The following is a 26,050-nucleotide window of genomic DNA, read 5'->3' as shown; positions in this document are numbered from 1 at the left end:
CTTAACAAGATGTTCAGTGCATCCGATCAAGGGGTTCGATGACGGAGTCGGAGACCGCACACCTGGGTGTACGCATCCGGGCCTACCGGAACATGCGCCACATGACCGTGCGCGGACTCGCCGGCCAGGCCAAGGCGAGCGCCAGCTTCATCAGCCAGTTGGAGCGAGGGCAGACCAGCGCGAGCATCGGGATGCTGCGGCGGATCGCCGAAGCTCTCGGGATCACGGTGGCCGACCTGTTCAACGAACAGGAGGAGGTCGGACACCGCGTGGTACGCCGCGCCGAACGTCCGGAACTGCCGACAGAACCCGGCACCCGCAAGTACCTGATCTCCCAACGCCCCCTGCAGAACCTGGAGATGTACGCCGGGGAGTTAGACCCGGGCGCGTCCACCGGGGAGGAGCCGTACACCCACGGCGACTCCCAGGAGATCTTCCTCATCCTGCGCGGCCAGGTCACCCTCTGGCTCGGCCCCACCGATTCGGCCGCCCCGCACGTCCTCGGGCCGGGCGACAGCGTGGAATACCGCACGTCGATGCCCCACCGCGTCGTCAACGACGGCGACGAGACGGCCGAGGTGCTCTGGACGATCAGCCCGCCTACGCCCGCCTGACTTACACCCACCCTTATCTAGGGGGTTCAACCGGCGCTGGTCCGCGAACAGGCGGGCAGCCTCAGCGACGCCCGCCGCGGCGACGAGGTCCCGCTCATCTGGCGCGTGTCCGACTCCGTACTCCTGGCTGATCAACTACCACTGGCTGAAGCTGGTGGTTTGCTCTCACGGTCCCGTCTGGCTGAAGGGAGGCCGGTAGCGTGTGGCTGGTTGATGGCAGCCCAGCCCGTGACGCCGCGTGTGGCGATGTTGCGGGCTGCGATGTGGTCGGCGTGCCCAGCGAGGCCGCACCGGGTGCAGACGAACCGGCCCCGTGCCGGCCGGTTCGCCCTGGTCACACACCCGCACTCCGGACAGGCCTACGAGGTATACGCGGTGTCGACCAGGATGAAGGCGACTCCGGCGCGGGCGGCTTTGTAGCGGGTGAAGGTGGTCTGCTGGGCGAAGGCCCAGTTGTGCAGGGTGCGTCGCTGGAGCCGGTGAGCCCTGACCCGGCCGCGGATGCCCTGCAGATCCTCCAGGGCGATGCCGCGGCCGGTGCGTTCGGCTTCACGCACCACATATTTCGAGATCTGGTGGTTGAGGTCGGTCATTATCCGGTGCTCACGCCCGGCAAGGCGGCGCAGCACCCGCCGCGCCGCCGAGGTCCCCTTCTTCTGGAGCCTGCGGCGTTGGCGGTGGCGCCGCTCGCGCAGCGCGCGGACGTGGCCGTTGCCACCGATCGGCCCAGCCAAGGCGGGGCCGGGCAGCACCGCGCCGTCGCAGGTGACCGCCAGATTCGCCACCCCTTGATCCACCCCCACAAAGCCACCGACCGGCTCACGCGTTCGGGGCTTGGGCATGGTCAGGGAGACCTGCAACAGCCACACGCCGCGCCGGCAGATCAGATCGGCCTCCCCCACCGGCAGCACGTCCACGGCTTTGAGGTCTTCCGGCCGACCCGCGTAGGGGACGGCGACGCGGCCGGTGGGGGTCCACAGCGACACGGTGCGGGCGTCACGATTCCAGCTCATCAGCCGGGCGTCGTAGGGGATGGCGCCGTGCGGGCGGAAGATGTGGGCGCGTTTCTTGGTGGCGCGCCGGTTGGCATACGCGCCGGAGACCCGGGCGATCGCCCGCACGGCCGCTTGCGCGCCGAGCCCGGCTACCTGCCCGCGCACCTCGTAGTAGGCCAGCCGGTGCAACTCCACCACAGCAAAGGTGCGGTGCTGCCAGGCCAGCCGGGACACGACGGTGGCCGCCTGATTGCACAACAGCACCGCCGCAGCCAGAGCCTCGGCCTGAGCCAGGGTGGGTGTGAGCCGCAGTTGCACGACCGTGGGCAGGCCGTGGCGTTTGGTGGCGGAGCGGCTGATCGCCATCGCGCACCTCCTGTCACAGAGCCATCACCCACCACGCATATTACCGAACGTGACCGAGTCTTTCCATACTGTTTTCGAAAGGAGGGGTGGCGCTTCCTCCCGGCCCTGAAGGACCGGGTCTCCGCGCCACAATTCAGATGAAGGGCATCCCGCTGACCGGAGACTTCGCCAACGGCGGCGTCTCGTTCTGGTACCGGCAGATCGGCGTGCCGGACCGCCGGGCCGCGCTGCCCGGCCCCCGCTCGTATGACGTGGTGATCGTCGGCGGCGGCTACACGGGCCTGTGGACCGCGTACTACCTGAAGAAGGAGCAGCCCGATCTGCGGATCGCGATCCTGGAGCGGGAGTTCGCCGGGTTCGGCGCGTCCGGGCGCAACGGCGGCTGGCTGTCGGCCGAGTTCGCGGGGTCGCGGAAGCGGTACGCGGCGGCTCGTGGGCGTGAGGCGATGATCTCCCTGCAGCATGCCATGTTCCGGTCCGTTGACGAGGTCATCCGCGTGACCCGGGAAGAGGGCATCGAGGCCGACGTCCACAAGGGCGGGCTGATCCACGTCGCGACCAACCCCGCCCAGCGCCGCCGCCTGCGCGAGGAGCTGTCCGAGCTGCGTACCTGGGGGTACGGGGAGGACGACCTCAGGCTGATGTCCCGGGACGAGCAGCGGGAACGCGTACAGGTGGCGGGGACCTTGGAGGCCACGTACTCGCCGCACTGCGCGCGCATCCAGCCCGCGAAGCTGGCCGTCGGGCTCGCGTCAGTGGTCGCCTCGCTGGGCGTGGACATCTTCGAGAACACCACGGTGACCGAGATCCGCCCCCGCTCTGTCGGAGGGCAGGCCTCGGCAGTTACCACGCGCGGCGTCGTCTCGGCCGAGTACGTCATCCGCGCCACCGAGGGCTTCACCGCCAGCCTCGCCGGGCAGCACCGGCAGTGGCTGCCGATGAACAGCTCCATGATCGTCACTGAGCCGCTGCCCGCCGAGGTGTGGAAGCACATCGGGTGGTCGGGCAACGAGCTGCTCGGCGACGAGGCGCACGCCTACATCTACGCCCAGCGCACCGCGGACGACCGGATCGCGATCGGCGGACGCGGCGTGCCGTACCGGTACCGCTCGCGGACCGACGACCGGGGCGCGACGCAGGCGCAGACGGTGGCGCTGCTCTGGCGGATGCTGGTCAAGCTGTTCCCCGCCACGGCCGATGCCCATGTCCAGCACTCGTGGTGCGGGGTGCTCGGCGTGCCGCGCGACTGGTGCTCGACCGTGCACCTCGACCACACGACCGGGCTCGGCTGGGCGGGCGGTTACGTGGGCAGCGGCGTCACGACCACGAACCTGGCCGGCCGCACGCTGCGCGACCTGATGCTGCGCCACGACACCGAGCTGACGGCGCTGCCCTGGGTGGGCCGCCAGGTGCGGCAGTGGGAGCCGGAGCCGCTGCGGTGGGCCGGGGTGCAGCTCATCTACGCGCTCTTCAGGGCCGCCGACCGGCACGAGAACGACCGGGGCACCACCACCTCGCCGTACGCCCGCCTCGCCAACCTCATCTCCGGCCGCTGACGCCGTTACTTCTTCTGTTAGGACGACTCTTGATCCAGCTCTCCCACCTGGAGCACGCCCCGTCGGTCTCCCTGCCCGCTGCCGAGCCCAAGCCGACCAGCTTGACCGGCCAGTCGGAGTCCACGCTGGAGGTGTGGGCCGGCTCTCTCGCGGAGACGGGTGTCTGAGAGTGCGGGCCCGGTTCGTTCACGGCGGTCAGGGACGGCTTTCACGAGATCTGTCAGATCCTGGCGGGGCGGGCGACGTTGACGGGTGAGGACGGGCAGACCGTTGAGCTGGCGCCGGGCTCGACGGTCGTGCTGCCGGACGGGTGGCGAGGGACATGGGACGTGCACGAGACGATCCGCAAGACGTACGTGACCATCCGTACCACTCATTAGCCACCTTCTTAAGAAATGCCCTCCCGGATAATCTCCCGATTTCCACTATGGGCGCATTTCTTTAGACATGATCGGAATATGAACGCAGCGGCGCGGGCGGCGCTCGTCGGGGCGGTGGTCGGACTGGCCCAGTTCGTCATCTTCTACTGGCGGGGAGACGACCTGGGGTCCCTCGACGCCTTGGCGCTGATCGTCCTGCCCTATGGACTGGGGTTCTTCCTGTCCTGGTGGGGCAGGTTACCGCGCTGGTGGGGGGTGGCCACGGCGGGCCCGGCCATCACCGCGGCGTTCCTCATCGCCAACATTTTCGCCCTGCGCATACCCGAGATCACGGATCTGGGCGACTGGCAAACGGCCCTGCGCCTCATGGCCCTGGGTGCGACCGCCTACCTGGCCGCGGGCGGCATATTCATGCCGGTGCACTCGGGACTTCGCGGCCTGCTGATCGCCGGCGTCGCCGTGGTGTACCTGGCCGTATGGTCGGCATCGAACGTCATCGCCGACCCGACTCCGGCCAACCAGCCGGCCCGCGCCAAGGTTCCGCTCATCGCACCCACCCTGCCGGACCATCGGCTCTCGGATGTGCTCTATGTGGATGAGTGGCTCGAGCTCTGGTACGAGGGTCAGGATGGTGACTCCCGCGTTGGCGTCACCGTCAGGCCAAGGAGCACGGCGAGCCCCAGGGCTGCCTGCAGAAATCCCGATCCGCGGGACGGCGTCCTGGAGCACACGGAGTGCCGCCAGGCGTCACCCGGCATATGGCTCCGTAGCGGTGAGCACGGGAAGATCATCTTCACAACGCACAGCAACGCCTTGGTGCGGATCGAAAGCCCAACGATGTCCGTGAAAGAGCTGATCGCCGTATTGGACACGTTCCACCCCATCGACGCCGAGGAACTGGCCAGACTCGACGAGGGGTGAAGTCCCTCAGCCTCCGATGCAACAGTTCGCCACGCAAGTCCATCTGGGAGGTGACACGGACGACGAAAGGCGAAGGCTGTTGGAAGCAGATCCCCGGTTCGCCGGGTTCGCCGCCGAACGTGGCGATGCGCTGTTGCGTTATGGCTACGTCCTGGCTGGGAACCCGCACGACGCGGCCGACCTGGTGCAGGAGGCGCTGCTGAAGTTACGCGCCTCCTGGCCGAGACTGCGCGCCAAGGACAATCCGGAAAGTTATGTGCGCACCACCATGGCCAGGCTGCACACGGCGGCCTGGCGGTTGCGGCGGCGCGAGCTGCTCGCCTGGGACCCACCAGAGCACGGCTACCACGACGCACTGCCCAGCGAAGACGAGCAGGCGATGTGGGAGGCGCTGGCCGGGTTGCCCCGCAAGCAGCGGGTGGTGCTGGTGCTGCGCTACTACGAGGGGCTGAGCGACGAGGAGATCGCGGCGACCCTGGGGATCTCTCGTGGAACCGTGCGGAGTCAGGCGTCACGGGCGCTCGGCAAGCTCCGTTCCGCCGTGGGCGAGCACATCGAGTCAGGCGTCGGGTCGGATCGCGGGGAGCGGCGATGAGCGGTATCGAGGAGCGGTTGAGCAGGACCCTGGGACACGCGGCCGAACGGGCGCCGCGCCTGGCCGCCCCGGCGGCGGAACGGCTGGAGACCGGCTACCGACAGCGCAGGCACAGGTCCCAGGCGCTGCTCGCGGCGGCGGCCGTGGTGGTGCTCGCCGGCGGGGTCGCCGTGGGCCTGCAGACGGTCGGCGACGGGAAGGCACTGCCCGCGGTCGGCCCGTCGGAAGTACCGTCCGCGATGATCAGCGCTGCCACCACCGCGAAACCCATCGAGAAGCTGTGGCCGCAGGCTGTATGGAAGATGCCCGTCAACGACTCTCAGGGCAGGGAACTACACCCCGTCGCACTGACCGACGACGGGACGCTGCTGGTCAAGGCATGGCGCGAGGTCGAGGAGCCCGAGGCGCTCTATCTCTACGACCTGGCCGGAGGGGATCTGCGGAAGATCGCGGACATACCCACGTCGAAGAAGGCCGGGGTCGCCTCGAACTTCAGCATGGGTGAAGGCGTGGTGGCGTGGTGGACCTCGACGAAGACCTCCGTACGCCTGTGGACCGCGCCGCTGACCGGCGGAGAGCCCAGACAGGTGGCCGAGCACAAGACCAGAGACAATCTGATCGACAGCCTCGCCGTGGCGAAGGGCACGATCGTGTTCTCCGTGATGAAGGGCGGGGTGTTCAGCGTTCCCCTGGACGGGGGCCAGGTGACGCCGATCGACCGCGGGACCGATTTACACCTGCTGTCCTGGCCATGGGCAGGCTCGCCGGGCTCGTGGAGCCCCAAGGACGGAGCCCCGTTCACGCACCTGGTCAACCTGGAGACCGGGCAGACCAGCGACGCGGCCCCTGCCCGCAGGGGAGAGAAGTTGCTCGCCTGCGGTGTGCGGTCTTGCCTCTCGACGATGGGCAACGGCAGCAGGGCGTTCACCCGGGCGCGGGACGGCTCGGAACAGCAGGAGGTGCCGACCGGCTACCAGATCCCGGAGCCGCCCGGCCAGAGTCGCTTCTACGTGCGCAACCTCAGAAGCGACGCCCCGGGTCTAGGGCTCTACGACCTGAAGACCGGGACGTTGGCTGACCTGGGCATCGGGGATGAAGCCAGTCAGGGCGAGGTCCCGGTCGCCGACCGGGCCGGACGGATGATGACGTACCGGACGGAACGCGGCAGGTATGTGATCGATCTGTCCAGGATTCCCTGACGGGGGCGGGCGCGAACAGCCCTGTCGATGGTGAGGCGTGGCCCGAGTGGCGGGGACGGGGGGCAAGACCTCAGACCGCACGCCCGCCGCGTGGCCCGTAAGCTCGGGCCACGCGGCCGTCCTTGATCCTCATGAGAACAATTCGGGAAGATTGGTCCGATCTGAGTACCGGGCCAGCTCGGCGAGACTTGCGCCGGGCATCTCTCCGAAGGGCACCATGAGCGACACGCCTTCCACCGAAGATCGAAAACGAAGCGCTTCGTTCCCTGAGTCCATCAGCGAGTTCCTTGTCATTTTGGTGATTCTCACGCTGATGTGGGCAACCGGCTCATGGCTGGCCAAGAAGTACGACTGGGCCGACCACGGTTACTTCCAAGCGCCTCTTGGTCACCTCATGGGCACCTTCGCGGGCGGCGCGATGCGCACTTTCGCCATGTTCTCCCTACCAATGCTCCTGTGGCGATTAGGGCGGTCGATCCCCCGCCGTGCATACATCCGCCTGAGCGCTGGACTCCTGCTCTGCGGACTCGCCAACTTGATCTTCGTACTCTGGGTGTCCGACGGCGATGGGCCGGTCCAGACCTGGCCTCAGTGGGTCTTGACCGGAGTAGTGGTCGAGCTGACGATGTGCGGTCTCGCGGGTCTCGGACACTGTGCCGTCCTTGCCCATGGGGGCGGGTCGGCCGGTTAGCCTCGACCCGTTTGGTCACCGAACCGCGTACTGCGCCGACGTGGTCCCGCCGCGGCGCTCCCGGTCAGACGCGGCGCCGTCCTGCCTGACGTGATCAAGCCGCTCGTGCAAGCGCACATACTCGCGACCGGCCTCGGTAATCGCGACGTACCGCTAAAAGGTCGAGTCACGGTGGATGGAAAGGCGACCGACTCAGCAAAGTTCGTGAGCAGCCACAATAGGCTGCCATGCACCCCGTACGAAGCCCTTTGTGACAGGGCATGCGAAAAGGCCCTTCAGGATTATCCTGAAGGGCCTTTTCGACTTGGTAGCGGGGGCAGGATTTGAACCTGCGACCTCTGGGTTATGAGCCCAGCGAGCTACCGAACTGCTCCACCCCGCGTCGGTGTGTGTCTAAAGACTATAGGTGGCGCGGGGTGGACGCAAATCGAGGAACCTACGGGCTGGCCGTCGGTGTCGCCGTCGGAGAGCCGGACGCCGACGGCGACACCGAGGGTGACGACGACGGTGCGGACGACGGAGAGGCCGACGGTGACGGCGTCGGGGTGGCGGTGGTGCTCGGCAGAGCACCCAGCCCTTCCAGAGCCTTCAGTGCCTCTTCCAGCTGCTTCTGGGCCTTACCGTAGGCGTCCCAGTTGGGCGGACTTGACTGCAGCGCCTTCTGGGCCTCGTTGTAGGCGTTCTGGGCGTTGTCGATCGCCGCCTTCAGAGCCGTGGTGTTCTGGTTGGGTTTCACCTGCTCGTTGTTGGGTGGCGTCTGCTGCTGTTGTCCGTCGCCGAAGACCTGTTTCAGAGCTTCCGGAAGGGTCCGGGCAACACCGATCTTGCTGCCGAACGACACAAGGACGCGCTGCAGGATCGGGTACGGCTCCTGCCCGCCACCGGCGGCGACCTGGATGTACACCGGCTCGATGTACACCAGCCCGCCCGCATAGGGCAGGGTCAGCAGATTTCCGTAACGGACCGAGGAGGCGCCGACGCCCAGCAGGTTCAGTTCGCCGGCGAATCGGCTCTGGAAGGCGTTCTGTGCCTGGCCGGGGCCCGGGATGGGGGTGTTGGACGGCATTCGCAGGATGCGTAGCTTGCCGTAGTTGGGGCCGGCCACCGAGTCGACCGCCATGAAGGCCGCCAGGTTGGGTCCCTGTTTCGGGACGAACGTCGTCGTCAGCGAGAACGTCGGCGCCTGGTTCTGGACGGGCATCGTCGTCGTCACGTAGTAGGGCGGCTGCTTGGTGTTCTCGCCCTGTGACGGGTCGCTCGGGATGTTCCAGAAGTCCTGGCCGCTGTAGAAGGCGGCGGGGTTGGTGATGTGGTAGCGCGACAGGGTGTAGCGCTGCACCTTGAACAGGTCTTCCGGGTAACGCACGTGGGCCCTGAGGTCGGCGCTCATCTTCGACTGCGGCTGGATGATGCCGGGGAAGGCCTTGCTCCACGTCTTGAGCACCGGGTCGTTCTCGTCCCAGCCGTACAGGGTGACCGTGCCGTCGTAGGCGTCGACGGTGGCCTTGACCGAGTTGCGGATGTAGTTGATCTTGTCTTGCGGCTGCTGGGCGACCACGCGGCGGCCGGTGGTCGTGTCGCTGGTCATGTCGCCCAGGCTCTCGCTCTGCGCGTACGGGTATTCGTTGGAGGTCGTGTAACCGTCGATGATCCAGGTGATCCGCCCGTCGACGATCGACGGGTAGGGGTTGCCGTCGAGGGTCAGGAACGGTGCGACCTTCTCGACCCGTTCGCGCGGGTTACGCACGTACAGGATCTTGGAATTGTCGTTGACGTCACCCGAGAGCAGGATGTTCTTCTCGCCGTACTTGGCCGCGTAGACGAGCCGGTTGAGGAACGAGCCGACCGGGACGCCGCCCTTGCCGGTGTATGTGGTGTTCTTCTGGCCGGTGCCACCCGTTTCCGGGTAGTCGAGCTCCTGCGGGTTCTTCGGGTTGCCGCCGGCGATGACGTATTCGGAGGACGCCGGGCTCTCGCCGAAGTAGACCCGCGACTCCTTCAGCTTGGTCGTGTTGACCAGCGGGCCCATGACCGGCATGTCCTTGGCGTCGTAGTCGGGCAGGCCGCCCGGGTCGACCTCGTTGCCGGGCGCCGCCACGATGCCGTAACCGTGGGTGTAGACGAGGGCGTTGTTGATCCAGTTGTTCTGGCCCTCGGGCACCCCGAGCAGCTCGCGTACGCCGACGACGTGGTCGACCTGCTTGCCCGAGGCATCGGGGTAGCGGTCGACGTCGAGCTGGTCGGAGAAGCCGTAGAAGCCGCGGATGCGCTGGGTCTGCTCGTACGTCGCGGAGACCAGCGCCGGGTCGAGCAGCCTGACACCGGACACCGAGGCGTCGCCGTTGCTCTCGACCTTGGTCGGGTCGGCCTCCGCGGTGTAGGGCAGTATCTCCGTCTGGTCGACGTTGTACGAGGCCCGTGTCGCGTCGATGTTGCGCTGGATGTAGGCCGTCTCCTTGAGCTGCTGGTTCGGCTTGACCTGGAACTGCTCGACCAGCGCCGGATAGACGCCGCCGATCAGGATGGCCGAGAGCACGAGCAGGCCGAAGGAGACGCCGGGCAGCATGCCGCCGGGCCGAATGACACCGGCGAAGAACAGCGCGGCGCAGATCAACGCGATGATCGCCAGGATGGTCTTCGCCGGGAGCACCGCGTTGACGTCCGTATAGGAGGCGCCGTGCACGAAGCCGCGGTCGGAGAAGACCAGCCCGAATCGGTCGATCCAGTAGGCGATGGCCTTGAGCAGCACGAACACGCCGAGCAGCACCGACAGGTGGGCACGCGCCGCGCGCGAGGCGTGCACGCCCGGTGACTGCAGCCGGAAGCCGCCGTAGAGGTAGTGCGTGATCCCCGCCAGGATGATCGAGATGATCACGGCGGTGAACAGGAAGTTCAGGACCATCCGAATGAACGGGTAGTCGAACATGAAGAACGAGATGTCCATCCCGAACAGGGGCTCCGTCTTGCCGAAGGGCACCCCGTTGATGAACTCCATCCAGGTCTGCCACTGCCCGGCGAACGACGAGCCCGCGAAGAGCGCGAGCAGGCCCATGCCGACGATGAAGATCAGCTTACGGTGGGGGTCGAGCGCCATCCGGTAACGGTCCGCGCCGCTGCCGCCGCCGAACATGGCGGGGCCGAACATCGGCCGCATCCGGAAGGCCAGCAGCATGTTGCCGCCGGCGATGCCGACCATCAGCACCGCTCCGACCAGGAACAGCACGATCTCGGTCAGCAGGACGCCCGAAAAGACGGACGTGTAGTCGACGGAAGGGTCGACCGTGTCGAACCACAAAAAATCGGTATAAATACCGGAAAATAGGAAAAATAGCGCCACAATCGCCACGAGTGCGATCGCGACCGGAAGAAGCAGTCGCGGTCGGCGGGGCAAGCGCATTGCCCTGCCGCCGGCTCCTGGGGTCCGGAAGCTCAAGGCCAACCCCTCGTCGTGTTGAACAAACGGTCCGTGTCTGGCAACCTACACCGCTGTGCCAGCCGTACGGCTAACGCATGGCGATCGCCAGAAGTTTCATCCGGCAGCGCAAGCGGGCACATCGCCTTTACCCGTGCGTAGCGCGTCGAGCGCGCCGACCGCCGCGTGCAGCGTCTCGGCCTTCACCAGGCGGAGCCCGTCGGGGACGGCCTTCATGGCCTCGGCGCAGTTGTCGGCCGGGGTCAGGAACACGGTCGCGCCGGACTTGCGGGCGCCGACCATCTTCTGGGCGATGCCGCCGATGGGCCCGACCTCGCCCGATGCCTGGATCGTGCCGGTGCCGGCGATGTCCTTGCCACCAGTGATCTCGCCGGGGGTCAGCTTGTCGAGGATGCCGAGCGAGAACATCAGCCCGGCGCTCGGCCCGCCGACGTCACCCACGTTGATGTCGACCTTGAACGGGAACTTGTAGCTCTCCTGCATGACCACACCCACGACGGCCTGGCCCGAGGGACCCACCACGGTCGGCAGGCTGATGTCGGTCTTGTCCTTGCCCCTGGTGACGGCGAAGGCCACGCTTTCGCCAGGTTTGTGCGCCTTGACGGCGTCGCTGATGGTCTTGACGTCCGCGACCGGTTTGCCGTCGACGGCGCTGATCTCGTCGCCCTTCCGCAGCTTGCCGTCGGCCGGCTTGCCCTTCTCCGTGGACGCGACCGTGACGATCATGCCGAAGGGGATCTTGAGCTCGGTCAGCGCGGCCGCGGTGGCGAAGTCCTGGGAGTTGGTCATCTCGACCGTGTTCTCCTCCTCGACCTCTTTGGGCGAGCGGGACTTGGGGAAGATGGTCTCCTCGGGGACGACCGCGACCGTCGGATCGACCCAGCCGCGCAACGCGGTCAGCAGATCGATCCTGCTGCTCGGGCCGCCCTGGTAAGCCACCGTGACCAGCCTCAGCGCACCGTCCGTCGGATAGGTCTGATGCCCGCTGATCGTGATCACGGGCTTCTTCTCGACCTCGCCGATGGTGTTCTCGGTCGGTCCAGGACTCAGTACGACGTACGGGACGGGCAGGAAAGCCCCTGCGACACCGAGCGCCAGCACGAGGAAGCCCGCAACCAGGAGGGTCAAGGCGCGTCGCGACATGAGGACGAGCTTATTGGCAGGCACCGACCCACTCGGCCGACCCATCGGCGAAGATCTGGTGTTTCCAGATCGGGACCTGCGACTTGAGGTCGTCGATCAGCCTGCGCGACGCCTCGAAAGCCTCGCCCCGGTGGGGGCAGGCGACCGCGACGATCACGGCGATGTCGCCGAGCTCCAGATCGCCGACCCGGTGGACGGCGGCGAGCGCGGTGACCGGGAAGTCGGCGGCCACCTTCTCCGCCACCTGGCGCAGCGCGTCGAGGGCCGAGGGGTGCGCCGAGTAGGAGAGCCTGGTCACGGGCTTGCCGTGGTCCTGCTCTCGCACGGTGCCGACGAAGAGCGTGGTGCCTCCTGCCGCGTGGTCCCCAACGGCGGCCAGCACCTCGTCGACGGAGAGCGAGGTCTCGCGAATCCCGAGCAACCGGATGACGTCCACGGAAAGAGCCTACATATTCACAGACGGCGCTTCTTGCGCACCTGGCGGACGATGGCGGCGGTGCCGATGACCGCGACCGTGGCGCCGGCGGCCGTGAGCGTGGCCTCCTTGACCGGCAGCCGCCTGCCGACCACGGTGGTCCTCTTCTCGCGCAGCTCAAGAAGCTGCTCGAACGCGGCCTCGTTGGTCCAGACGGGCTTCCAGCCCGCCTCACGCAGCGCTGTGGCGTCGACGACCCACGGGTAGACGACGTAGTGCAGGTCCGTCGCGGGGGCCGGGGTGATGCCCAGCCGGTGCAGGCGCTGCGCCGTACCGAAGGTGAGGCCCGCGGGCAGCTCGAAGCGCCGCAATCCGGACAGCTCCTCGACCTGCTCCTGCTCCAGCCACCCGTCGGAGCCGACGGCGGCCACGCCGGTCACCACACCGCGCGCGGCCAGCTCCAGCGCCGAGACCAGGTCGTCGACGTGGCAGAACTGCCAGCGCGGCGAACAGCCCTTGACCGTGAGCAGCCTGGGCGACTCGAAATGGCGGGTGATGACCGTGTCGATGCCGGGACCGACCACGGCCGCCGGCCTCAGGACGGTCACCTCCAGGCCGGGGTGGGTCCGCGACGATCTGCGTACGAGCGCCTCGATCTCCAGATAGTCGCCCACGACCCCCGTGTCGGGTTCGGCCGCGACCGGGGCCACCTCGGGCAGGGGCACGTCGTTCTCGGGCGCGGCGCCGTACACCATCGCGCTCGTGACGAGCACGACGCGCCGGACGCGCGCGGCGGCGCTCGCGGTGAGCACCGTTTGCGCAGCTCGCAGATTGTACGCGCGCCGCTCGGCGGGGTTCGCGTCGACGGCGTAGTCACCGGCCAGGTGGACCAGGACGTCGATGTCGGAGATGCGGTTCGCCAAGAGCGGATCCCGCACGTCGATCACTCTCCAGGTGGCTTCCTGGACGTCACCGCGCTCCTCGTCAATGGCCACCACCCTGCGGAAATCCGCGGAGGACACGAGCTTTGCGAGCAGCTCCCGGCCTATGCCTGAGGCGGCCCCGGTGACGGCGACGACGGGGTGGCGCGGGCGTTTCGAGGTAGGCACCAGGTCCTCACTTTGCACTGATCCGCCGTAGGACGACTAACGTGGCGGATGTGGACTCCTCCATCCTGCACGAGGTAGAGCGGTGACTGACCTGCCAGGTCGCGAAAACGACCCCAACGAGAACCCGTTCGCCATGTTCGGCAACCCTGAGCAGATGGCTCAGGCGATGCGCCAGTTCGCCGACATGCTGTCGGCGCCCCAGGGCTCCGGCCCTGTCAACTGGGACATGGCCAAGAACATCGCCCGCCACGCCGTGGTCGCCGAGAGCGATCCGAGCGTCATGGAAGGCGAGCGCCGCCAGATCGTGGAGGCGCTGCGCCTGGCCGACCTGTGGCTGAACGAGGCGACGACACTGCCCAGCGGTGTGTCCAACCCGCAGGCGTGGAGCCGGTCCGAGTGGATCGAGAACACCGTGCCCGTGTGGCGCACGCTCTGCGAGCCGATCGCCGCACGCATGGTCGAGACCATGGGCGGCGCGCTCGGCGGCGCGGGCCTGCCTCCGGAGGCCCAGCAGATGGCCGGGCCGCTGATGGGCATGCTCAAGCAGATGGGCGGCATGATGGTCGGCCAGCAGATCGGCCAGGCCCTCGGCTCGCTCGCCCGCGAGGTGATCGGCACCACCGACATCGGCCTGCCGCTGTCCGACACCGCCGCGCTGCTGCCCGGCGGCATCGCGTCGTTCAGCGAGGGCCTGGAGCATCCCGCCGACGAGATCAGGCTTTATCTGGCGCTGCGCGAGGCCGCGCACCACCGGTTGTTCCAGCACGTGCCGTGGCTGCGCGCCAACCTGCTCGGCGCCGTCGAGGAGTACGCCAGGGGCATCACGGTCGACACCTCGGCGCTCGAAGAGCAGATCCGCGGGCTCGACATCAACAACCCCGAGGCCATCCAGGAGGCGTTGAGCGGCGGCGCGCTGCTCAAGCCCGAGGAGACCGAGCGGCAGAAGGCCGCGCTGGCCCGCCTGGAGACCATGCTCGCCCTGGTCGAGGGCTGGGTGGCCACCGTGGTGGACGACGCCGCGGACGGCAAGCTGCCCTCGGCCGTCGCCCTGGCCGAGACCGTACGCCGGCGCCGCGCGACCGGGGGCCCGGCCGAGTTGACCTTCGGCACGCTCGTCGGGCTGGAGCTGCGGCCCAGGCGGCTGCGCGAGGCGGCGACGCTGTGGCGGGCGCTGAAGGAGGAGCGCGGCATCGACGGGCGCGACGCGCTGTGGGGCCACCCCGACCTGCTGCCGCAGGCCGACGACCTCGACGACCCCGACGCGTTCGTCCGCGGCGAGGCCGCCTGGGACATCTCCCAGTTGGACGCCAAGCCCGACGAGGACGATCAGAGTTGAGCCTGCGCCACGACGCGGTGGCCGTGCTCTCCGGCTGGGCCGCGCCCACGCCCGGCGAGGAGTCACTGCGCGCCGAGTTCCTCGATCACCTGCGCACGCACGACGACGCGATGCTGCGCGAGTGCGTGCCGGGGCATCTCACCGCGACGACCGCGGTGCTGTCGCACGACGGCGCGCGGGTATTGCTGACGCTGCACCCCAAGGCTGGCATGTGGCTGCCGATGGGTGGTCACTGCGAAATCTCCGACACCTCCCTTGCGGCTGCCGCGTTGCGCGAGGCGGTGGAGGAGTCGGGCATTTCCAACCTGGAGCTGTTGCCCGGCCCGCTGGCCGTCGACAAGCACCAGGTCTGGTGCCACCCCCCGCACAGCTGGCATCTCGACGTGGAGTACGCGGCCGTGGCGCCCGCGGACGCCGAGGCGGTGATCAGCGAGGAGTCTCTCGACCTGCGCTGGTTCCCGCTCGACGAGATCCCGGAGCTCTCCGATGAGGCGACCCGCCGGTTGGCGGCACGTGGCCGCGTGGCGCTTACGGCAAATACCCGCGCGCTCGGTTAGAGTCCGCCTGGGCTTGTACCGTTCCAAGGGGGCAATGTGCACACCTCAGCCGAAAACTCGGTCGGCGGCACGATCGTTACGCCCCCTCGGAAACGGCGCAAATTCCCCGGCACCACGCTGACCTGGCTGGCCGTGACGCCGTTCGCGGCCTGGGCGGCGACCAGAGTGGCGGGGCTCGAACGCGGCTCGCTGGCCACCCAGCTCATGACCGCCACGCCGTACGCCGCCGCGGGCTCGGTGGTCCCCCTGATGATCGCCGCGCTCACCCGCAAGCGCGCCGCGGCCGCGGTGGCGCTGCTCACGACGGCCGCTTTCGGCTTCGTCGTCCTCCCCCGGGCTCTGGGTACGGCGGACGCCACGGCGGGCCGGCCGTTCCGGGTGCTCACCATCAACATGCTGTTCGGCAGGGCCGACCCGGAGACGATCATCGGCCTGGTGCGCCGGTTCGACCCGGACGTGCTGAGCACTCAGGAGCTCACGCCCTCGGGCGTCGAGGCGCTCGACGCGGCCGGGCTGTCCAGTCTGATGCCGCACCGGGTGCTGCAGGATGAGTGGTCCGCGAGCGGCAGCGGGCTCTACTCCAAGCATCCGCTCAAGCCGATCTACCACCTGATACCGCCGATCGGGCACAACATGCCCGCGGCGATGGTCTCGCTGCCCGGTGGCAAGCCGGTCGAGTTCGTGGACGTGCATCCCTTTCCGCCGCTCGGTCCCCAGGTGACGAACTGGGTCGAGGCCCTGGACGACCTCCCCGCCGCTTCGGGTGACACGGTGCGGATCCTGGCGGGCGACTTCAACGCCACGCTCGACCACACGCCCATGCGCCGGTTGCTGTCGCGCGGCTACAAGGACGCCGCCGATCAGGTCGGGGCCGGGCTCATCCCGACCTGGCCGGCCAACAAGCGGGTGCCGCCGATCATCACGATCGACCATGTGCTGGTGGACCAGCGGGTGGGCGTGAAGGAGGTCAGCGTGCACACCGTGCCCGACACCGACCATCGGGCGGTGTTCGCGGAGCTCAGCGTGCCTTGAGCAGGGCCCTGAGGTTGTCCCAGCCCTCCAGCCCGGGGTCGAGGCGGGTGACGTCTTCGGGGGTGCGCAGGCGGTGCCAGCCGGGGCCGGTGGCCACCATGCGGCGACCGGGCGCCTGGGCGCGCAGGGTCGTCACCGGGTCGGGGTCGTCGAGATCGGGACCGGCCCATCCGGGCATGGGCAGGCCGCAGGCCAGGGCCACGGCTCCGCCGTCCTCGGCTGGACAGAGCGTGATCTGGGCCCGGCCGAGCTCGCGGAAGAGCTTGCCGACCAGCAGGGGCGGCAGGTCGGGCGCGTCGGCGCCGATCACCACGGCCTGGTCGCCGGCGAACCGGCCCATGACGGCCTTGAGCGGCTCATCCTCGTCGATCATGATCACTTCGGTGCCGGGCCAGACGATCTCGTCGAGGCCGGGGACGCTGGTGACCAGGACGGGCGTGACGAGTTCGAGGCCGGCGACCATCTCGTAGGTGTCCTCGGCCATGGCCTCCAGGAACTCGTCCGGGTCCACGCCCTCGGGGGCCGCCTGCGCCATGCTCTGCCGTACGAGAACCGCGGCGATGCGCGTCAACACTCCTCCGGTGCCGTATGGGCGGCGGCGGAGAATCCTTCGAGGAACCCGCGCGCCCGTTCTGCTTTGGGATACTGTTCGACCAGCGCCCAGAACCTGGCGCCGTGGCTGGGAACGAGCAGATGTACGAGCTCGTGGATGATCACGTAGTTGATGACCCACTCAGGGAGACCCTTGAGGCGGGTCGAGATCCGGATCGTGCCGTTCTCCGGGGTGCATGATCCCCATCGATGCTGCTGATTGTCCACCCAGCGCACGCTGTCCGGCATGGCCCTGCCGTTGAGATACTTCGCCGACAACTCCTTGGCTCGCTCCAGGAGGGCTTCGTCGGTCGGTCTTCGCCGGCTCTCCTTGGCCGCGAGCCGATCGAGCATCCGGCTCACCCATTCATCAGCGTCTTCGCCGCTCAGCCAGGCAGGCAGGAGCACGATCGTCTTGTCGCCGTCGCGGTAGGCGGAGACCGTACGCCGGCGACGAGAACTGCGACGGACCTCGACTGTCTCGGGGGGCACATATGCACGGTAGCCGAGACTGGCGAAATTCCACAGAGGGGGAGTCGTTGTTTCTGCTGGTCAGATGATTAAGACCCGGTGAATTTGGGCATGCGCCTTTCCCGATGCGCGACCAGCCCCTCGATCATGTCGGCGGATGCCATGGTCACCGGCTGGGCGAGGGACTCCCAGCGCAGTGCGGCTTCCAGGTGTGGATGGTCCTGGTTCAGGGCGACCTTGGTGAGTCTTGTGGCAATCGGGGCGTTCTGCGCGATGGCCTGGGCGAGGGCCTCTACTTCCGCCATAAGGTCATGTTTCGGGAAAGATTGATTTACCAGACCTTTAACCGCGGCTTCCTGTCCCGTGACCGTGCGGCCGGTCAGCAGCATCTCCCTGCCGAGGGCGCCCGCCCGCTTCGGCAGCAGGTACGTGGCCGCCATCCCGGGATGCAGACCGAGCTTCGTGAACGGGACCAGCAGCTTGGCGTCGTCGGCGACGTACACGAGATCGCAGGCCAGCGCCACGCACAGGCCCGCCCCCACCGCCGGGCCGTTGACGGCGGCGATGGTCGGCACCTCCAACTCGGTGATGGCCAGCCAGGTGCGGTAGAAGGCGAGCATCCGGTCGCGCAGCTTCGGCACGGTCTCCGCGCCGCGTTCGCCCAGCCAGGACAGGTCGCCGCCGGAGGAGAACGCGGTGCCGGCGCCCGTGACGATCACGCAGCGGATGCCGGTGTCGGTGGCCAGGGCGGCCATGGTCTCGCGCCACTCGCCGGTCATGCCGTCCGTCATGGCGTTGCGCCTGTCGGGGCGGTTGAGGGTGATCAGTACGGTCCCGTCGTCTCTGCGGTCCACCAGGAGTTCGTTCATGGAGGGAGCGTAACGGCGGAGAGTTATCCACAGGCGGCTCGTAAGGCACTCGGGATCTTGGATCGGGGTGGCAGTCTTGCGCGCCATGAGGCCACGTGTGAAACCCGCGCTCCGGCGGATCGTCCGTGACGAGCAGACCTTGCAACTGGGGGCGCATCCCCTGCGTTCCGTCCTGGTGACGGGCTCGGAGCACCAGTGGGTGGCGGAGCTCGACGGCACCCGCGATCTGGGGCAGGTTCTGCGTGACGGCGCCGCCTCGGGACTGGGCGAGGCGGCCTGCCGGGCGCTGCTGGATCGGCTCGCCGCGCAGGGGGTGCTGGACGACGCGGCGGTCCCGCCCGTTCGGCTTTCGCTCGGTGAGCGTGATCGTCTGGCTCCCGATCTGGATGTCCTCGATCTGGCCGGTGACGGGGCGGCGGTGTTCGCGCGGCGGCGGCGGGCGCGGGTGCGGGTCTACGGGGCCGGGCGGGTGGGAGCGCAGGTGGTGGGGCTGCTGGCGGCATCCGGGATCGGGGCGATCCGGGTCTTCGACGAAGGTCCGGTACGGCCGTGCGACCTCGCGCCTGGCGGGCTGACGTGGTCGGAGCTGGGGATGAGCCGCCAGGACGGGGCGGCGGCGCTCGCCCGACGCCTCACCTCCGGCGGCCCGCTGCCCCCGGACACGGTGGCTCCGGCCGGCGACTCCGAGATTCCCGGGACGCCCTCGATGCCGGCGACGAACGCGCAGGCCGGTGGCCCTTACCTGGGCGATGGCTACGACCGTCCCGATCTGGTGGTCCTGGCACCGGTCGCCCCGCTGGACGGCGTGCTGGTCAACGAGTTGACCGCTCTCGGCATCCCCCACCTGCTCGTGGCCGCCTTCGAGGGACACGGTTGCGTGGGGCCGCTCGTCCTTCCGGGCGAGACCGCCTGCCTGCACTGCCTCGACCTGGCCCGGCGCGATGCCGACCCCGCGTGGCCCATCGTCACCGCGCGGCTGGGCGGCTATCCGCCCGGCGAGATCGCCTGCGACACAACCATGGCCACGCTGGTGGCGGCCTCGGCCACGGGTCACGCGCTCGCTCACATCGACGGACGCGACCCCGTTGTGACCAACGGCACATTGGACATCATGCCTGATTGGCGATGGAAAACCAGGTCATGGATACAGCAACCACAATGTCGTTGTATGCGAAACCATCCCTATCGCCCAGAATGGTCATGTCAGTCACCAGCAATGGGCTGACGATGGGTCCGGGGAACCTCGAAGGGGGGAAGCGGTGTCTCAGCCAGGATGCCGCGCATCAGTGTGAGCGATCTGCCGCGCCGCGCCGTTACGCGTTCCGCCAAGCTTGCCACCCTTCCACTCGGCTTCGCCGGCCGTGCCGCCCTGGGGCTCGGCAAGCGGATCGGCGGCAAGCCCGCCGAGATCGTCGCCCAGGAGATCCAGCAGCGCACCGCCGAGCAGATCTTCAAGGTCCTCGGGGAGCTCAAGGGCGGCGCGATGAAGGTCGGGCAGGCGCTGTCCATCTTCGAGGCGGCCCTGCCTCAGGAGATCGTCGGGCCCTATCGCGCCACGCTCACCAAGCTGCAGGAATCAGCCCCGCCGCTGCCGGTCGCCACGGTCCACAAGGTGCTCACCGAGCAGCTCGGTGACGGCTGGCGAGACTACTTCGAGTCGTTCGACGACCGGCCGACCGCCGCCGCCTCGATCGGACAGGTGCACAGAGCGGTCTGGCACGACGGCCGCGACGTGGCGGTGAAGATCCAATACCCGGGTGCGGGCAAGGCCCTGCTCGGTGACTTCACCCAGTTGGCGCGGCTGGGCAAGCTCTTCGGTGTGGTGCTGCCCGGCCTCGACATCAAGGCGGTGCTGGCCGAGCTCCGTGAGCGCATCGCCGAGGAGCTCGACTACCTGCGCGAGGCCGAGGCCCAGCACGCCTTCGCGCTCGGTTTCAAGGACGACCCCGACTTCCACGTCCCCGACGTGGTCGCCGCCAACGAGATGGTGCTGGTCACGGAATGGATGGACGGCACTCCCCTGTCCCGCGTCATCACCGACGGCACCAAGGAGCAGCGCGACCACGCGGGCCTGCTCTTCGTCCGCTTCCTGTTCTGCTCACCGGCCCGGGTCGGCATGCTCCACGCCGACCCGCACCCCGGCAACTTCCGCATGCTCGACAACGGCAAGCTGGGCGTCCTCGACTTCGGCGCCGTCAACCGCCTGCCTGACGGCTATCCCAGGTCCTTCGGCCAGCTGACCCGCATCTTCAACCAGGGCGACATGGACAGCGTGGTCGCGGGCCTGCGCGCCGAGGGCTTCATCCGCCCCGACATCGAGGTGGACGGCGACGCCCTGCGCTCGTTCCTCTCCCCCTACGTCGAGCCGACGGCGGTCGAGGAGTTCACCTTCAGCCGCGAATGGTTCCAGGCCCAGGCGGCCAGCGTCACCGACCTCCGCCCCACGAACGTGGTCCGCCAGCTCAACCTGCCGGTCTCATACGTGCTCATCCACCGCGTCCATGCGGCGGGGGTCGGCGTCCTCTGCCAGCTGGGCACCACGGCCCGCTTTCGCGACGAGGCGATCCGCTGGGTTCCGGGCTTCGCCGACGACCCCGAGGACGAGGCTCTGCCGGTCAGCTGAGCTGGGCGCGGGCCCGCCGTCGTGATCCACTTCCACGACGGCGGGCTGCCGGTCACACGTAGCCGGTCGAGCCGTCGGGGCGGATGGGCAGGACGCGCCCCCAATGGACGTAGTCATCCGCCTTCAGCGCTGACTCGTCGATCTCCACTCCCCAGCCGGGCCGATCCGGGCGCAGTTCCAGGTACCCGTCCACGGGCAGGTACGGGTCCGGGCACCAGGTCGTCTCGTCGGGTTTGTACTCCAGCATCTTGAGCCCGTGATGCGTGGCGGCGAAGTGCACGTTCACCGCGGTCGCCAGCGGGCCCATCGGGTTGTGCGGGGCCACGCTCACGAAATGCGCCTCGGCGATGGCCGCGATCCTGCGCATCTGCGCGAGGCCGCCGACCACGCAGATGTCCGGCTGGACGATGTCGGCGCCGCCCGCCGTCAGCAGGGCGAGGAAGTCCTGCGGCAGGAACAGCGACTCGCCGGTGGCCAGCGGCACGTCGAGCTGGGAGCGCAAGTGACCCCAGGCGGGGATGTACTCCGGCCGGATGGGCTCCTCGAACCACAGCGGGTCGTAGGGGGCCAGCGCGTTCCCGAGCTGGATCGCCTGGCGCGGCTCGAAGATCCGGGCGTGCCCCTCGAAGGCGAACTCCCACTCGGGCGGACTGGTCGAGCGGATCTCGGCGAAGTAGTCCGCCGCCTCCCGGCAGACGTTGCCCCAGCGCCCGGCGTACAGGTCGCGGCGGTACGGGCTGAGTTTGAAGGCGGTGAAGCCGTACCGCTCGTTCAGCGATTGGGTCAGGTCACGGCAGGCCGGCGGGTCGGGGGCGGTGTAGACGCCGCAGTAGACCGGGACGCGGTCGCGTACCTGCCCGCCGAGCAGCATATACACCGGCAGCCCAGCGGCCTTGCCGGAGATGTCCCACAACGCCTGGTCGATGGCCGCGATCGCGGCCAGCCCGATCGCGCCCGGCGGGAACCGGGCCTCCTGGATCAGCCTGCGCACCACGTACTCGACCCGCCGCGGATCGACGCCCTCGATCTGCTGGAACATGTACTCCAGCACCGGGATCAGCGCGTGGTCGGGGCCGTGGTTGTACGCCTCGCCCCAGCCGGACACCCCCTCGTCGGTATCGATCTTCACAAGCAGGCGCGGGCGCTCTCCGACCCGCTGCATGTAGGTCTTCAATGCGGTGATCTTCATTTCTGCCCTCCCCAAGTCGCCAGCACCGAGGCCACTTCCTCCCGTACGTCGGGCGGCAGCAGGCGGCTCGGCGGGCGCACATCGCGGCGGCACAGGCCGAGCTGCGCCAGCGCCTCCTTGACGACCGACACGTTGTCGGCCGAGGCGTTCGCGCCGCGCAGTTCCTCGAACCGCCTGATCAGGTCCCATACCTCCATCGCGGCCGGGAAATCGCCCGCGCGCAGCGCGTCGCGCATCCGCAGCGTCAGCTCCGGTGCCGCGGTGACCAGGCCGGAGGTGAAGCCGCGCGCGCCGACCGCCCAGTACGCCGGTGTGTACGGCTCGGCCAGCCCGCACAACCAGGCGAACCGGTCCAGTCCACCATCACGCGCGACCGAGGCGAAGCGCACCGGGTCGGGGACGGCGTACTTGACGCCGATCACGTTCGGACACGCCTCGCCGAGGCGCGCCACCTGCGCCCCGGCGACGCGCGGGCTGCGGATGTAGGGGACGACGCCCATGTCGGGGAGCGCGTTCGCGATCTCGCGGTGGTAGTCCACCCAGCCTTCCGCCGACAGGTACGGGTGGACGGGCTGGTGCACCATCACCATGCGCACGCCGTGGTCGCGGGCGTGCCGCGCGGCCTCGATGGCACTCCCGACGTCGAGGCCGACCCCGGCGAGCACGGCGGCGTCCTCCCCGACGGCGGCCACGGTGGACTCCAGCACCCGGCGGCGCTCGTCCGGGGTGAGGGCGTAGAACTCGCCGGTGTTGCCGTTGGGCGTGACCACGTTGACGCCCGCCTCGACGATCCTCCGTATCAGTTTGGCGTTCGTGTCGAGGTCGACGGCGCCGTCCGCGTCGAACGGCGTCACGGTGACGGCCACGACGTCGGCCAGCTTCTCGGTCAGGTCAAGCATCGATCAACCCCTGCTCTCTGCTGGCCCAACCGGAACCACACCCTCGTTGAGCGGCCGGATCTTCACGACGAACCCGTAGATCAGCGTGCCCAGGATCGCCATCGCGCCCGCGAAGAGCATCGGCCCGGTGTAGGAGTTGCCGCTGAACGTCAGGAAGACGCCGATGAGGATCGGGCTGATGATGTTGCCGATCTGCGAGCCGAAGTTCTGGAAGCCGGCGACCGAGCCGACCACCGAGGATGACGGGGCCACCTCGGCCGGCAGGCTGAGGATGGCCGCGCCGGCGAAGGAATGGGCGCAGTTGCTGACGGACAGCAGGACCATGACGGCCACGTTTCCGGGGACGAACGTCGTCAGCGCGATCGTGGACGCGAGCAGCATTCCGCTGATGATCGGGATCTTGCGGGCCCGGGCGATGGGGACGCCGCGCCGTACCAGCCAGTCGGAGAAGGCGCCGCCCGCGATCGTGGCGCCTATCCCGAGCACGGCCGGGATGGAGCCGAACACCCCGAGCTGGAGGATGGTGAAGCCCCGATCCTCCACCAGGTAGCTCGGATACCAGGTGAGGAAGAACGCGCCGGTGGCCGAGCGGCAGATGTAGCCGAACACCAGCCCCCACACCGTGGGGTAACGCAGCAGGGACAGCCAGCGCATCGGCGGGCCGGTCTCGGGCACGGCCGCGTCGCCGCCCTCGATGTAGTCGAGCTCCGCCTGGGAGATCTTCGGATGTTCCTGCGGCGAGCGGTAGATCATCAGCCAGCCGATGACCCACACCATGCCGGTCAACCCGATCACGACGAAGGCCGCGCGCCATCCGAAGGCGGCGATGAGCCCCGTGACCACCGGGACGGACAGGGCGACGCCGACCTGTTGCCCGGTGTCGAACAGGCTGGAGGCCAGCGCGCGTTCCCTGCGCGGGAACCAGGCGGAGACCACCTTGATGTTGGAGGGTTGCACCGGGGCCTCGCCCATGCCGAGGCCGAGCCGGCAGATGATCAGCGTGCCGAACCCGTGGGCCAGGGCGGTGGCGGCCGTCCACAGCGACCACCACACGACGGCGATCGGATAGATCACCCGCGGGCCGAAACGGTCGAGCAGCCAGCCGGAGGGCAGCTGGAAGATCGCGTACGTCCAGAAGAACGAGGAGAGCAGGATCCCTTTCATGGTCTGGTCGAAGCCCAGGTCTCGCTGCATGTACGTGCTGGCGACGCTGAGGCTGGACCGGTCGAGGTAGGCGATCGCGAGACCGGCGCCCGAGAGCGCGACGATGGTCCAGCGAAGTCGAGACCGTGCGGGCCGCGCTGTCGCGGGGACGGTCGGGGCGGGCATGGCGGAGTTAGACTGCATTCAAGCTCCATGCTGCAGGTCAGTGCAGTGGCCACGCCGGACCGGCCGGAATGCGTTCCCGGCCACGCCGCGCCAACGGCGTTCCCGGGGTCCGTGCGGTCCGGTGTGTGTTCAAGGAAGCGGAGCCGTTGTGCCGGTGTGGTCCGTGTCCTCGGGCCACACCGGACGACCCCGTCACGATCTCCCTTCTCGGTACGGGGAAGTCCCTGAAGTCCTAATTCACGCGACTGTAACCTAGATTCCGGTCATATACGAGATGCGATGTAAGATATCTTTGGCGTTATGAGTGAGGTCGTCGCATCTCCGATCTTCGTCGGACAGGCCAGATCCATGTCCTCGCGGGGCACGGTCGCCCTGGAGGTGATCAAGCACGCGATACTGACCGGCGCGCTCCAGCCCGGCCAGGCTCTGGTCGAGACCGAGCTGGCCCAGCAGCTCGGCGTGTCCAAAACCCCCGTGCGCGAGGCGCTCAAGACCCTCGCGGGCGCCGGGCTGGTCACCATGAGCGAGTACAAGGGCGCGTCGGTGCGCCAGGTCGACACCGCCCTGATGGAATCGGTCTACGACCTGCGCCTCCTGCTGGAGCCGGAGGCGCTGTCCCGCACGGTCCAGCGCGGAACCGATCTCACCCCCGCCGCCGAGGCGCTGCGCCGCGCCGACGAGGCCGCCGACCGGGCCGATCGCAGCCTGGCCAACCGCGATTTCCACCGCGCGTTGTACGCGGGCTGCGGCAACCCCCTGCTCGTCAGCACCCTGGACGCCCTCCGCGACCAGACCGCCCTGATCTCCGCGGCGGCCTGGGTCCGGGTACCGACCTGGGAATCGGAGGCCGAAGAACACCGCCAGATCCTCCAGGCCGCCCAATCCGGCTCCGCCCCCGAGGCCGCCGCCCTGCTGCGCGACCACATGAGCTGCTTCGTCGACCGAGTAAAAGCCGCCGGCGGCCTGGAGAGCTAGACCGACCGAACCGCCAGCCGCCCGGACAGCTAGACCGACCGAACCGCCAGCCGCCTGGAGAGCTAGCCGGAACCGGCGGGCTCGCCCGGTTGGCGCAGGCCTCTGAGCAGGGCGCTCACCCCGTCGGCGAGCACGCGGCCACCCTCCTCCCGTGAGTCCAAGAACCAGCCGGGTAGCGGGCTGCGCCCCGAGCAGGTGAGCTCGATGCTGACGAGGCCGTGGATCGTGGTCCACACCAGATAGGCCATCCGCGTGGGATCTTCCGATCCCGTCGCCCCGATGGCCTCCGTCAGCAGGCTGAACGTCCGCCCGAGCGCGTCCTGCCGCAGCTCGGGCGAGGGATCGAAGTCGGGCAGCGGCCGCTCGAACATCAACGCGTAGAGCGCCGGATCGGCCAGCGCGAACTCCCGGTATCCATAGGCCACCGCCATGATCCGATCACGCGGCTCCGCATGACCGTGAAGCGAGCCCAGCAGCATCTCTCGCAGCACGTCGAACCCGTACCGATAGACCGCCTCCAGCAGCCCCGCCCGACCGCCGAAGCACGTGTAGATGCCCATCGTGGACGTCCGCGCCTCCTCGGCGACGCGCCGGAGCGTGAGGTGCGGCGCCCCTTGCTCACGGAGAACGCGAACGGCTGCCTCCAGCAGGTCTCCGCGCAGCTCGCCAACTTCTTTCGAGGTGCTTACATCTCTCGGCACCCTCTCACCCTATTGGCTCATAACGCGCATGATAACGAGCGTTATCCCCTCCGAGAAAGGG

General features: G+C 68.6%; 25 protein-coding genes, 1 tRNA gene and 2 pseudogenes. 14 read left to right on the top strand and 14 right to left on the bottom strand.

What is annotated here, in order from left to right; all coding sequences use genetic code 11:
• Positions 1–38: 38 nt before the first annotated feature.
• Positions 39–614 carry a cupin domain-containing protein gene (locus tag KLK06_RS34945; RefSeq protein ID WP_214639845.1) on the top strand — a complete coding sequence of 192 codons (576 nt, stop codon included), beginning with the start codon at positions 39–41 and terminating at the stop codon, positions 612–614.
• A 131-nt stretch (positions 615–745) separates the two neighbouring features.
• Here KLK06_RS34945 and KLK06_RS63185 read toward each other — a convergent pair.
• Together KLK06_RS63185 and KLK06_RS34935 are read right to left on the bottom strand one after the other, a co-directional pair.
• A pseudogene (locus KLK06_RS63185) lies at positions 746–958 on the bottom strand (zinc ribbon domain-containing protein); the annotation flags it as partial.
• Positions 959–973: 15 nt separating this feature from the next.
• Positions 974–1,975 carry an RNA-guided endonuclease TnpB family protein gene (locus tag KLK06_RS34935; protein WP_214639843.1) on the bottom strand — a complete coding sequence of 334 codons (1,002 nt, stop codon included), beginning with the start codon at positions 1,973–1,975 and terminating at the stop codon, positions 974–976.
• A gap of 137 nt (positions 1,976–2,112) precedes the next feature.
• On the opposite strand from KLK06_RS34935, the gene KLK06_RS34930 reads away from it, so the two are divergent.
• The 7 genes and pseudogenes from KLK06_RS34930 (at position 2,113) to KLK06_RS34900 (ending at position 7,317) form a co-directional block, all read left to right on the top strand.
• Complete coding sequence (locus KLK06_RS34930) at positions 2,113–3,531, top strand: FAD-binding oxidoreductase (protein ID WP_214639842.1); 1,419 nt, start codon at positions 2,113–2,115, stop codon at positions 3,529–3,531.
• A gap of 29 nt (positions 3,532–3,560) precedes the next feature.
• Positions 3,561–3,698 (top strand): hypothetical protein, encoded by a 138-nt coding sequence (locus KLK06_RS34925; RefSeq protein WP_214639841.1) that lies wholly within the window; start codon positions 3,561–3,563, stop codon positions 3,696–3,698.
• 12 nt (positions 3,699–3,710) lie between these two features.
• Positions 3,711–3,911 (top strand): annotated as a pseudogene (locus KLK06_RS34920) (cupin domain-containing protein); the annotation flags it as partial.
• A 78-nt stretch (positions 3,912–3,989) separates the two neighbouring features.
• Positions 3,990–4,832: a hypothetical protein gene (locus KLK06_RS34915; RefSeq protein WP_214639840.1), complete on the top strand. Its 843-nt coding sequence runs from the start codon at positions 3,990–3,992 to the stop codon at positions 4,830–4,832.
• Between the two features lie 79 nt (positions 4,833–4,911).
• Positions 4,912–5,427, top strand: coding sequence for a SigE family RNA polymerase sigma factor (locus KLK06_RS34910; protein WP_214639839.1), 516 nt, complete (start codon positions 4,912–4,914; stop codon positions 5,425–5,427).
• On the top strand, positions 5,424–6,626 hold the full coding sequence (locus KLK06_RS34905) for a hypothetical protein (protein ID WP_214639838.1): 1,203 nt from the start codon (positions 5,424–5,426) through the stop codon (positions 6,624–6,626). Before KLK06_RS34910 ends, KLK06_RS34905 begins: the two co-directional genes overlap by 4 nt.
• Positions 6,627–6,843: 217 nt before the next feature.
• A complete protein-coding gene (locus KLK06_RS34900) occupies positions 6,844–7,317 on the top strand; it encodes a hypothetical protein (RefSeq protein ID WP_214639837.1) in 474 nt (157 codons plus the stop codon).
• Positions 7,318–7,622: 305 nt separating this feature from the next.
• Here KLK06_RS34900 and KLK06_RS34895 read toward each other — a convergent pair.
• The 5 genes from KLK06_RS34895 to KLK06_RS34875 form a co-directional block, all read right to left on the bottom strand.
• Positions 7,623–7,699, bottom strand: a tRNA-Met gene (locus KLK06_RS34895).
• 54 nt (positions 7,700–7,753) lie between these two features.
• Complete coding sequence (locus KLK06_RS34890) at positions 7,754–10,714, bottom strand: UPF0182 family protein (RefSeq protein WP_214639836.1); 2,961 nt, start codon at positions 10,712–10,714, stop codon at positions 7,754–7,756.
• Between the two features lie 132 nt (positions 10,715–10,846).
• Positions 10,847–11,893 (bottom strand): PDZ domain-containing protein, encoded by a 1,047-nt coding sequence (locus tag KLK06_RS34885; protein WP_214639835.1) that lies wholly within the window; start codon positions 11,891–11,893, stop codon positions 10,847–10,849.
• Positions 11,894–11,903: 10 nt separating this feature from the next.
• Complete coding sequence (locus KLK06_RS34880; protein ID WP_214639834.1) at positions 11,904–12,329, bottom strand: molybdenum cofactor biosynthesis protein MoaE; 426 nt, start codon at positions 12,327–12,329, stop codon at positions 11,904–11,906.
• 17 nt (positions 12,330–12,346) lie between these two features.
• Complete coding sequence (locus KLK06_RS34875; protein WP_214639900.1) at positions 12,347–13,420, bottom strand: NAD-dependent epimerase/dehydratase family protein; 1,074 nt, start codon at positions 13,418–13,420, stop codon at positions 12,347–12,349.
• A 130-nt stretch (positions 13,421–13,550) separates the two neighbouring features.
• Here KLK06_RS34875 and KLK06_RS34870 point away from each other — a divergent pair, with 130 nt between their 5' ends.
• The 3 genes from KLK06_RS34870 to KLK06_RS34860 are packed head-to-tail and all read left to right on the top strand — an operon-like array spanning position 13,551 to position 16,342.
• A complete protein-coding gene (locus KLK06_RS34870; RefSeq protein WP_214639899.1) occupies positions 13,551–14,753 on the top strand; it encodes a zinc-dependent metalloprotease in 1,203 nt (400 codons plus the stop codon).
• Positions 14,750–15,310, top strand: coding sequence for an NUDIX hydrolase (locus tag KLK06_RS34865; RefSeq protein WP_214639833.1), 561 nt, complete (start codon positions 14,750–14,752; stop codon positions 15,308–15,310). Before KLK06_RS34870 ends, KLK06_RS34865 begins: the two co-directional genes overlap by 4 nt.
• Positions 15,311–15,346: 36 nt before the next feature.
• Positions 15,347–16,342 (top strand): endonuclease/exonuclease/phosphatase family protein, encoded by a 996-nt coding sequence (locus KLK06_RS34860; RefSeq protein WP_214639832.1) that lies wholly within the window; start codon positions 15,347–15,349, stop codon positions 16,340–16,342.
• Here the strand turns inward: KLK06_RS34860 and KLK06_RS34855 are convergent.
• The 3 genes from KLK06_RS34855 to KLK06_RS34845 form a co-directional block, all read right to left on the bottom strand.
• Positions 16,329–16,913 carry a DUF2064 domain-containing protein gene (locus KLK06_RS34855; protein ID WP_214639831.1) on the bottom strand — a complete coding sequence of 195 codons (585 nt, stop codon included), beginning with the start codon at positions 16,911–16,913 and terminating at the stop codon, positions 16,329–16,331. The two genes, KLK06_RS34860 and KLK06_RS34855, sit on opposite strands and share 14 nt — an antisense overlap.
• Entirely contained in the window at positions 16,910–17,425 is a 516-nt protein-coding gene (locus tag KLK06_RS34850; RefSeq protein ID WP_214639830.1) for a M48 family metallopeptidase, read from the bottom strand. The genes KLK06_RS34855 and KLK06_RS34850 overlap by 4 nt, the downstream gene beginning before the upstream one ends.
• 68 nt (positions 17,426–17,493) lie before the next feature.
• Positions 17,494–18,273 carry an enoyl-CoA hydratase/isomerase family protein gene (locus KLK06_RS34845; RefSeq protein WP_214639829.1) on the bottom strand — a complete coding sequence of 260 codons (780 nt, stop codon included), beginning with the start codon at positions 18,271–18,273 and terminating at the stop codon, positions 17,494–17,496.
• A gap of 85 nt (positions 18,274–18,358) precedes the next feature.
• Here KLK06_RS34845 and KLK06_RS34840 point away from each other — a divergent pair, with 85 nt between their 5' ends.
• Positions 18,359–19,498: a ThiF family adenylyltransferase gene (locus tag KLK06_RS34840; protein WP_214639828.1), complete on the top strand. Its 1,140-nt coding sequence runs from the start codon at positions 18,359–18,361 to the stop codon at positions 19,496–19,498.
• A gap of 63 nt (positions 19,499–19,561) precedes the next feature.
• Positions 19,562–20,896: an AarF/UbiB family protein gene (locus KLK06_RS34835; RefSeq protein ID WP_214639898.1), complete on the top strand. Its 1,335-nt coding sequence runs from the start codon at positions 19,562–19,564 to the stop codon at positions 20,894–20,896.
• A gap of 52 nt (positions 20,897–20,948) precedes the next feature.
• Here KLK06_RS34835 and KLK06_RS34830 read toward each other — a convergent pair whose 3' ends face one another.
• Genes KLK06_RS34830 through KLK06_RS34820 form a run of 3 tightly spaced genes read right to left on the bottom strand, consistent with a single transcriptional unit; the run spans position 20,949 to position 24,331 of the window.
• Complete coding sequence (locus KLK06_RS34830; RefSeq protein ID WP_214639827.1) at positions 20,949–22,085, bottom strand: mandelate racemase/muconate lactonizing enzyme family protein; 1,137 nt, start codon at positions 22,083–22,085, stop codon at positions 20,949–20,951.
• The gene (locus tag KLK06_RS34825; RefSeq protein ID WP_214639826.1) at positions 22,082–22,984 is read right to left on the bottom strand and encodes a dihydrodipicolinate synthase family protein; all 903 of its coding nucleotides are present in this window, start codon (positions 22,982–22,984) and stop codon (positions 22,082–22,084) included. The genes KLK06_RS34830 and KLK06_RS34825 overlap by 4 nt, the downstream gene beginning before the upstream one ends.
• A 3-nt stretch (positions 22,985–22,987) precedes the next feature.
• The gene (locus KLK06_RS34820) at positions 22,988–24,331 is read right to left on the bottom strand and encodes an MFS transporter (protein WP_214639825.1); all 1,344 of its coding nucleotides are present in this window, start codon (positions 24,329–24,331) and stop codon (positions 22,988–22,990) included.
• A gap of 282 nt (positions 24,332–24,613) precedes the next feature.
• Between KLK06_RS34820 and KLK06_RS34815 the strand changes: the two genes are divergently transcribed.
• Positions 24,614–25,288, top strand: coding sequence for a GntR family transcriptional regulator (locus KLK06_RS34815; RefSeq protein WP_214639824.1), 675 nt, complete (start codon positions 24,614–24,616; stop codon positions 25,286–25,288).
• 62 nt (positions 25,289–25,350) lie between these two features.
• Here KLK06_RS34815 and KLK06_RS34810 read toward each other — a convergent pair whose 3' ends face one another.
• Positions 25,351–25,989, bottom strand: coding sequence for a TetR/AcrR family transcriptional regulator (locus KLK06_RS34810; protein WP_214639823.1), 639 nt, complete (start codon positions 25,987–25,989; stop codon positions 25,351–25,353).
• Positions 25,990–26,050 lie beyond the last annotated feature (61 nt).

It is taken from the genome of Nonomuraea sp. NEAU-A123 (assembly GCF_018603905.1).
Lineage (GTDB): Bacteria > Actinomycetota > Actinomycetes > Streptosporangiales > Streptosporangiaceae > Nonomuraea.
Note: the sequence above shows the minus strand (reverse complement) of the source record. Positions and strands in the feature narration are given on the sequence as shown.